This window comes from Azonexus sp., from assembly GCF_036170495.1.
Lineage (GTDB): Bacteria > Pseudomonadota > Gammaproteobacteria > Burkholderiales > Rhodocyclaceae > Azonexus.
In genome coordinates, this window is the sequence record NZ_JAVHPH010000488.1 from 1 (window position 1) to 7747 (window position 7747).

A 7747-nucleotide genomic window follows, 5' to 3' on the forward strand; every position below is an offset into this window, starting at 1 on the left:
TTATGACAGCGCCCAGCTTAAACCGCTGTCTTGAAAACGGGGACCACTATAACCCGCCTGGGTTTCGCCGTGCAGCGTGCCCCGCTTAGAACCAGTACTGATACCCCAGCGCCAGCCCGTAAGCCGAATCGCCCGGATTGACTGTGTAGTTGGCGGCTGAGCTGGTGCCCATCGGGACCAGGGCCGAGCCGGCGCTGTTCTTGTGGGCGGAGAAGATGCCGTAGACGGCGGATTGGGCGCCGATGCTTTCTAGCCAGCCGATGGTGGCGACGCTGCCCTTGTTGTCCGGGTTGCTGTTCTCGGTCTGGCCTTCGCCGTAGGAGAGCAGCAGTTTGCCGGTGCCGGTCACGGCCGTGCGGCTGCCGACCATCCATTCATGGCGCGTCGTCTTGAGGCCAGCGTCCGGCGTCGTGACGGCGTGGCCGTAGCCGGCGAGCAGCTTGGTTTTCATGATCTGGTAGCCGACACCGATGAAGGCGTTTTCGGTGTGTGCCGTCGTGCTGCTCGCGTGGTCGTCGTCCTGATAGGCGACGCTCATGTCGAAGGGGCCGTTTTCGTAATTGACGGCGAGAGCAATGGCGTCCGAAGACTTGCCGGTTTCGCCGCCCAGCGCCAGCATGAGGTTGGCGCTCAGCCCTTTGAATTTCGGGCTGGCATAGACCAGCGAGTTGTCGAAACGGGTGGAGCCGGTGCTGACGTTGCCGTCGGTGGTCGGCGAGCCGTAACCCTGCTCGTAGGCGTCGTAATTGATGATGGCGTTGTAGACCGGCGAGTACTGGCGGCCGGCGGTCAGGCGCCCGTATTTGCCTTCGATGCCGGCGTAGGCCTGGCGACCGAGCAGCCGCCCGCCCTGGGCCAGCGTGCCCTTGTTGAGGAAGATGCCGCTTTCCAGTTGAAAGACGCCGCGGACGCCTTCCGTGATGTCGGCGCCGCCCTTGATGCCGAGGCGGGTGCCGTTGAGGCCGCCGGATTCGAGCGACAGACGGTCGCCCTTGCCGCCGCCACTGTTGTATTCGGTGAACAGGTCGATCTTGCCGTAAACGGTGACGTTGGCATTGGCGCCGAGTGACGAGTTGGAGAGCACCGGCGCTTTGCTGTCCGGTGCGGCGCGCGGGGCTTCCTTGGCCTGGGCTTCGAGCTGGGCGATGCGCTCCTGCATTTTTTGCATGGCAGCCTTCATGTCGTCCAGTTCGCCGGCCTGGGCGGGAGCGAAGGCCGAGCAGAGGCCGGCGGCGGTCATGGCGAGTACGAGTTTTTTCATGGTGCGATCCTTGATTCGAGAAAAAGTGGGTCCCTGCCGGCATCTGCGATGCGGCATCGGTGTCTGTCTGAAACGTGGGGAGTGTGGCGGGCTGCTGCGCCCGCCTCTGGCTTAGCTAGTCAAACTGCGTTGGCTCAGTATTCCCAGAAGATGCGCTGGAGTTCCTTGCTGTCGCTGGTCTTGGTCATGGCGACGGCAGCCAGGATGCGGGCCTTCTGCGGATTGAGGTCGTGGGCGACGACCCAGTCGTACTGGTCGTCCGGCTGTTCGGCATTGCGCAGCACGAAGCCGCCGGCATTGACGTGCGAGGAGCGGATGATCTGAACGCCCTTGGCGCGCAGTTCGCGCAGGGTCGGGACGACGCGGGCGGCGACCGAGCCGTTGCCGGTGCCGGCGTGGATGATGGCCTTGGCGCCCTTGTCGGCCAGCGCACGATAGGCGGTGTCGCTGACGTTGCCGTGGCCGTAGGCGATTTCGACGGCGGGCAGGGTGTCGATGGTTTCGATGTCAAATTCCGAGTTGACCGTATGACGCTTGGCCGGCAGGCGGAACCAGTAGTTCTTGCCCTCGACGACCATGCCGAGCGGGCCCCACGGGCTCTTGAAGGCTTCGGTCTTGATGTTGATCATCTTGGCGACGTCGCGGCCGCTGTTCAGCTCGTCGTTCATCGTGACCAGCACGCCCTTGCCGCGCGCATCCTGGCTGGCGGCGACGCTGACCGCGTTCGACAGGTTGAGCATGCCGTCAGCCGACATGGCCGTGCCCGGACGCATCGAGCCGACAACGACGATGGGCTTGTCGGTATGCACCACGAGGTTGAGGAAGTAAGCGGTTTCTTCCAGCGTGTCGGTGCCGTGGGTAATGACGATGCCGTCGACGTCGGCCTGTTTGGCCAGCGCCGCGACGCGTTTGCCGAGCTTCAACAGGTGCTCGTTGGTGAAACTCTCGGAAGCGATCTGGAAGACCTGCTCGCCGCGCACCTGGGCGACGTCGGCGAGGGTCGGAATGCCGGCGATCAATTTATCGACCGGCACCTTGGCGGCTTGATAGGTGGCGCTCTTGGCCACATCGGCGCCGGCCCCGGCGATGGTGCCGCCAGTAGCCAGGATGACGACGTTGGGTTTGTCGGCGAAAGCCGGGAGCGCCTGGCAGAAGGCCACGGCGATCAGCGCGCAGCGGGCGAGGAAGCGGTTCATTGAATCTCCTTGTACATTGAGGAAACCGGGAATTGGTTTCTTAATCGTTAATCAGCACGGGGCGTGCCAGATATTTGGGCGATGGCGGGTTTTTTAAGTGCTTGATTTATTGGGGGGCGGATTTCTGATGCCCGGTGCGTTTGACGGAATGTCGAGGCTTGGCCGATGCGGGGCATCGGATTTTCGATAGGCAAGCCGCAACCTCAGAAAATTTCAACCAACTGCTTGATGATCAGCACGCTAACGACACCGAGGAAAGCCTTGCGGATGAAGCCGGCGCCGTGTTTCAGCGCGAGGTGGGTGCCGACCCAGGCGCCGGCCAGGTTGCAGGCCGCCATGGTCAGGCCGACCGCCCACAGGATGGGGCCGTGGCTGGCAAAGAAGCCGATGGCCGAAAGGTTGGTGGCGAAATTGACGACCTTGGCGCTGGCCGAGGCGCGGATGAAATCCATGCCGAACAGGCGGACGAAGCCGAAGATCAGGAAGCTGCCGGTGCCCGGCCCGAAGAAACCGTCGTAGAAGCCGATGACCAGCCCGAGCAGGGCGCCGCGCCAGAGGTCGCCGGGGCGCGCTTCGTGCGTTTCCTCCTGCCCGAGGTTCTTGCGCAGGAAGGTGTAGATGGCGACGGCCAGCATCATGACGACGACCAGCGGCCGCATGGCTTCGCGCGGAATCCAGGCGACCACGGCGGCGCCGAGCCAGGCACCGAGCAGCGCGGCGGCGGTGGCGGGCAGCACCAGGCGCCAGGGAATGCGCACGGCGCGGGCGTAGCGCCACAGCGAGGCGCCGGTGCCGGCGATGCTCGACACCTTGTTGGTGCCGAACAGCGTCGGGATGCCGTTCTGCGGGAAGGCGGAGAGCAGCACCGGAATCTGGATCAAGCCGCCGCCGCCAACCACGGCGTCGACCATGCCGGCGAAGAAGGCGGCGGGGGCGAGGATGAACCAGTCGATCGTCATGGCGAACTCAAAAAATGACCCGGCGCGGGGGGCTCCGGGGTGGGCAAAAAGTATTGGCTGGATTTTCGACGCAGAGGCGCAGAGGCGCGGAGGAAAAACAAGGACTTAATCGCCTGGGGCAGATCACCTTGCGGGTGAGTGGCGTTGCCCTGGCATGTCTTTTTTTGATTTTCTCCGCGTCTCTGCGCCTCTGCGTCTGGCTTTACGCCGCCGGAACGGGAACTGCCTCCTCGCCCGGCACCGGCAGCGCTTCGTCGATTTTAGCAAGCACCTCGTCCACCGGATCGATACCGTCTTCCCACTGGGCGACGACGGCAGTGGCAATGGCGTTGCCGAGTACGTTGGTCGCCGTCCGCCCCATGTCGAGGAAGTGGTCGATGCCGAGGATCAGCAGCAGGCCGGCCTCGGGCAGGCCGAACATCGGCAGCACGGCGGCGACGACGACCAGCGAGGAACGCGGCACGCCGGCGACGCCCTTGCTGGAGATCATGAGGACCAGCAGCATGGTGATCTGCGTCGTCAGGCTGAGATCAATGCCATAGGCCTGGCCGATGAACAGCGCGGCAAAGGCGCAGTAGAGCATCGAGCCGTCGAGGTTGAAGGAGTAGCCAAGCGGCAGCACGAAGCCGGTGATGCGGTCGCGCACGCCGAATTTCTCGAGCTGCTCCATCAGCTTGGGGTAGGCCGATTCGCTGCTGGCGGTCGAGAAACCGAGCAGCATCGGGCTGCGCACCAGCTTGAGCAGGCGGAAGACTTCCTTGCCGAGCACGAAGTAGCCGGCCGCAATGATCACCAGCCACAGCACGGCCAGGGCGATGTAGAAGCTGGCCAGCAGCTTGCCGAAGACGACCAACATGCCCAGGCCCTGGGTCGTGATGATGCCGGCGACGGCGCCGAAGACGCCGATCGGGGCGAAGCGCATGACGTAGTCGGTGACCTTGAGCATGACGTGTACGACTTCTTCCATCGTGTTCACCAGGCTACGCGCCGTCTGGTTGTGCAGATGGCCGAGCGCCAGGCCGAAGAAGACGGCGAAGACGAGAATCTGCAGGATTTCATTGGCCGCCATCGCCGCGAAGAAATTCTTCGGGAAGACGTGGGTGATGAAATCCTTGAGGTTCAGCGCGCTGGTTTTCAGACCCACGGCGGCACCGACTTCGGGCAGCGGCACGCCGAGATCGGCGCCCGGTTGCAGCAGGTTGGCGAACAGCAGGCCGAGCGCCAGCGAACACAGCGAGGCGGCGACAAACCAGCCGAGTGCTCTGGCGCCGATCCGGCCGACGGTCTTCGAATCACCCATGCCGGCCAGGCCGACGACCAGGGTGGCGAAGACCAGCGGGGCGATGATCATCTTGATCAGGCGCAGGAAGATGTCGGTCAGGATGCCGAAATAGCCGGCGATTTCCTTGGCCGCGGCCGGGCCGCTGGCCAGCGTGTTGCAGGCGTAGCCGACGATGACGCCGAGCACCATGGCGATCATGATCAGGGTGGTTAACCGGTTCATTTTCATGAGGGTTTCCTTGGGGTGTGCATGGGATGAAGGTTCGTTATTAACCCGCCAATCAATTCCCCCGTTCGCCCTGAGCCTGTCGAAGGGCCGTGCAGCAAGGGCTTCGACGGGCTCAGCCCGAACGGTGGGGAAGAAATCAGCGTTTCCTTACGCCGCCCGCGGCAGGATCATTTGCGGCTTGGTCAGCACTTCCGGGCGCAGCACGTCGGCCAGTTGCTCGGGGCTCATCAGCTTGCGTTCGAGCACGATCTCGGCGACGCCGCGACCGCTGAGATGGGCTTCGGCGGCGATTTCGGTGGCGTTGGCGTAGCCGATGTAGGGGTTCAGCGCGGTGACGATGCCGATTGAACGCTCGACGCTGGCGCGCAGCGTCTCGCGGTTGGCGGTGATGCCGTCGACGCAGTAGTCGGCCAGCGTCCTGCAGCCCTTGCCGAGGTGCAGCACGCTCTTGAACAGGCTGTGGGCGATGATCGGCTCGAAGGCGTTGAGCTGCAGCTGGCCGGCTTCGGCGGCGAAAGTGACGGTGGTGTCGTTGCCGATCACTTCGAAGGCGATCTGGTTGACCACTTCCGGGATGACCGGATTGACCTTGCCCGGCATGATCGATGAGCCGGCCTGACGCGGCGGCAGGTTGATTTCGCCGAAACCGGCGCGCGGACCGGAGGAGAGCAGACGCAGGTCGTTGCAGACTTTCGACAGCTTGACGGCGACGCGCTTCAGCACGCCGGACAGTTGGACGAAGCTGCCGCAGTCCTGCGTCGCTTCGATCAGGTTTGGGGCGGTGAGCACGGGGATGCCGCTGATCTCGACCAGCTTGCGGCAGACGATGGCGGCGTAGTCGGGGTGGGCGTTGATGCCGGTGCCGATGGCGGTGGCGCCGAGGTTGATTTCGCGGATGAGCAGGGCGGCTTCCTTGAGGCGCTCCTCGTCTTCGCCCAACATCACGGCGTAGGTCGAGAATTCCTGGCCGAGGGTCATCGGCACCGCATCCTGCAGCTGGGTGCGGCCCATCTTCAGCACGTCGGCGAATTCCTCGGCCTTGCGCTCGAAGGCGCGGCGCAGGTAGGCCATGGCCTCGACCAGGCGGAAGATACCGACGTAGGTAGCGAGCTTGAGCGCCGTCGGATAGACGTCGTTGGTCGACTGGCTCATGTTCACGTGCTCGTTCGGGTGTAGATACTGGTACTCGCCGCGGGCGTGACCGAGGATTTCGAGCGCCCGGTTGGCGATCACCTCGTTGGCGTTCATGTTGGTCGAGGTGCCGGCACCACCCTGGATGACGTCGACGACGAACTGCTCGTGCCACTGGCCATCGATGACTTCGCGGCAGGCGGCGGCGATGGCATCGGCGCGCTTGGCGTCGAGCAGGCCGAGCTGCTGGTTGGCTTGGGCGGCGGCCTGCTTGATCTGGGCCAGGGCGCCGATCAGGTCCGGGTAAACGGCGATCGAGATGCCGGTGATGGCGAAGTTTTCCTGGGCGCGCAGCGTATGAACGCCGTAATAGGCGCCGGCCGGGACCTGGCGGTCGCCGAGCAGGTCGTGTTCGAGGCGATGGGTTGGTTGTTGGGTCATGTTGTCTCCTGTGCGGTGTTGTGGTCGGGCGGGGGGTGCCCGGTTTTTCTTTCATTGCACGTGCCATGCCAGCGACAACGGTTTTGCCGGGGATTGATTTTTATGGGATTTTTCGGGGTGAAGCGGCGAGGGTGGCGGATTTCCGAGGATTCGGCAGGGCGGGCGTTCGGATTTCCGAAGGGGTTGATACTCGGGGCGATTGATCGGGCGCGACCCAAAAACAAAAAACCGCCGGATTCGGCGGTTTTTGATTTTGGGCGTTATTTCCGGTTGACCGTGGGAATGCTCATTTTTCGCTCGACGGCAGCCATTTCAGCCGCCGGAAAACCCATTCCGTCAGCCACAGGCTGAAATACGTCGCGAACCACGCAAAAATCGTGTCGGACAAGAAATGCCCGCCGGCGGTCATGCGCACCACGGCAAGCAGGGTAGTGGTGGCCAGGCTGGCCAGCAGCCAGCGCCGACGGGTTGCCGGCGCCGCGAGCCAGCCGAAGGCCATGACGAAGGCGGCGGTGGCGACGTGGCCGCTGACGAAGGAGCAATTCTTGGGGCACTGGTCGCTCGGCACGAAGGCGGGGGTGAATTTCAAGGGGCCGTTGAATTCGGCCACCGTCGCCGGGCGAGCCCGGTGCCAGCCATCCTTGAGCGTCGCGTCGACGAGCAGCACCGGTCCGAGCAGCGCGGCGGCGAGCAGGAAGCCGAAGGTCGTCCGCCGCGCATGCAGCCAGCGCAGACGCTTGAAATTGCCGAGCAACAGGCCGCCGGCGAGGATGACGAGCAGCGCCTGTCCGGCCCGCGGCGTGCCGCGGTAGAGCACTTCGAACAGCGGCCAGTTGCCGCCGGAAAACGCCCATTTGCCGTCGTGGTAGAAAACCCGGCTGGCAGCTAGGTCGATTTCCGGGAAAGCGACGAAGAGCACCGCCAGCAGCGCAAAAACGACGCCGGCAATGCGCAGCTCAGTAACCCTTGAAGTCATGCAGCAGGTAAACATCCATGTCGCGGCTAGTCGTGGCGTCGAGCGGCGCCTTGAGCGTGGCGAGTTTGTCGATGCGGGCGAAGCGGGGGGCGAAATCAGCGCCCGGCGCCGTGTCGGTGATCAGGATCGCGTCCTTGCCGACGTAGGGGCGCAGATCGGTCGTGAGCTTGTAATGGTCGCTGGCGATGCCGGACGGGTTCCAGCTGGCGGCGACTGGTTTGAGGTCGCGCAGTTCGTAGAGCATGTGGGCGAGCAGGGTGCGGTTGTCGGCGA

7 protein-coding genes are annotated in these 7747 nt (G+C 64.1%); all 7 read right to left on the reverse strand.

Annotated features, from left to right (window positions below; all coding sequences use genetic code 11):
* Nucleotides 1-85: 85 nt before the first annotated feature.
* Nucleotides 86-1261: a porin gene (locus ADADOO_RS17590; protein ID WP_511278817.1), complete on the reverse strand. Its 1176-nt coding sequence runs from the start codon at nt 1259-1261 to the stop codon at nt 86-88.
* 134 nt (nt 1262-1395) lie between these two features.
* A complete protein-coding gene (locus ADADOO_RS17595; RefSeq protein ID WP_511278818.1) occupies nt 1396-2457 on the reverse strand; it encodes an asparaginase in 1062 nt (353 codons plus the stop codon).
* A 203-nt stretch (nt 2458-2660) separates the two neighbouring features.
* Nucleotides 2661-3416 carry a sulfite exporter TauE/SafE family protein gene (locus tag ADADOO_RS17600; RefSeq protein WP_511278819.1) on the reverse strand — a complete coding sequence of 252 codons (756 nt, stop codon included), beginning with the start codon at nt 3414-3416 and terminating at the stop codon, nt 2661-2663.
* A 202-nt stretch (nt 3417-3618) separates the two neighbouring features.
* Nucleotides 3619-4926, reverse strand: coding sequence for a dicarboxylate/amino acid:cation symporter (locus tag ADADOO_RS17605; RefSeq protein WP_511278820.1), 1308 nt, complete (start codon nt 4924-4926; stop codon nt 3619-3621).
* Between the two features lie 147 nt (nt 4927-5073).
* Nucleotides 5074-6498 carry an aspartate ammonia-lyase gene (gene aspA, locus ADADOO_RS17610; RefSeq protein ID WP_511278821.1) on the reverse strand — a complete coding sequence of 475 codons (1425 nt, stop codon included), beginning with the start codon at nt 6496-6498 and terminating at the stop codon, nt 5074-5076.
* Nucleotides 6499-6784: 286 nt separating this feature from the next.
* A complete protein-coding gene (locus ADADOO_RS17615; RefSeq protein WP_511278822.1) occupies nt 6785-7474 on the reverse strand; it encodes a phosphatase PAP2 family protein in 690 nt (229 codons plus the stop codon).
* Nucleotides 7455-7747, reverse strand: a 293-nt coding sequence (locus ADADOO_RS17620) for a hypothetical protein (RefSeq protein ID WP_511278823.1), incomplete at its 5' end; no start/stop codon positions are given. The genes ADADOO_RS17620 and ADADOO_RS17615, both read right to left, overlap by 20 nt.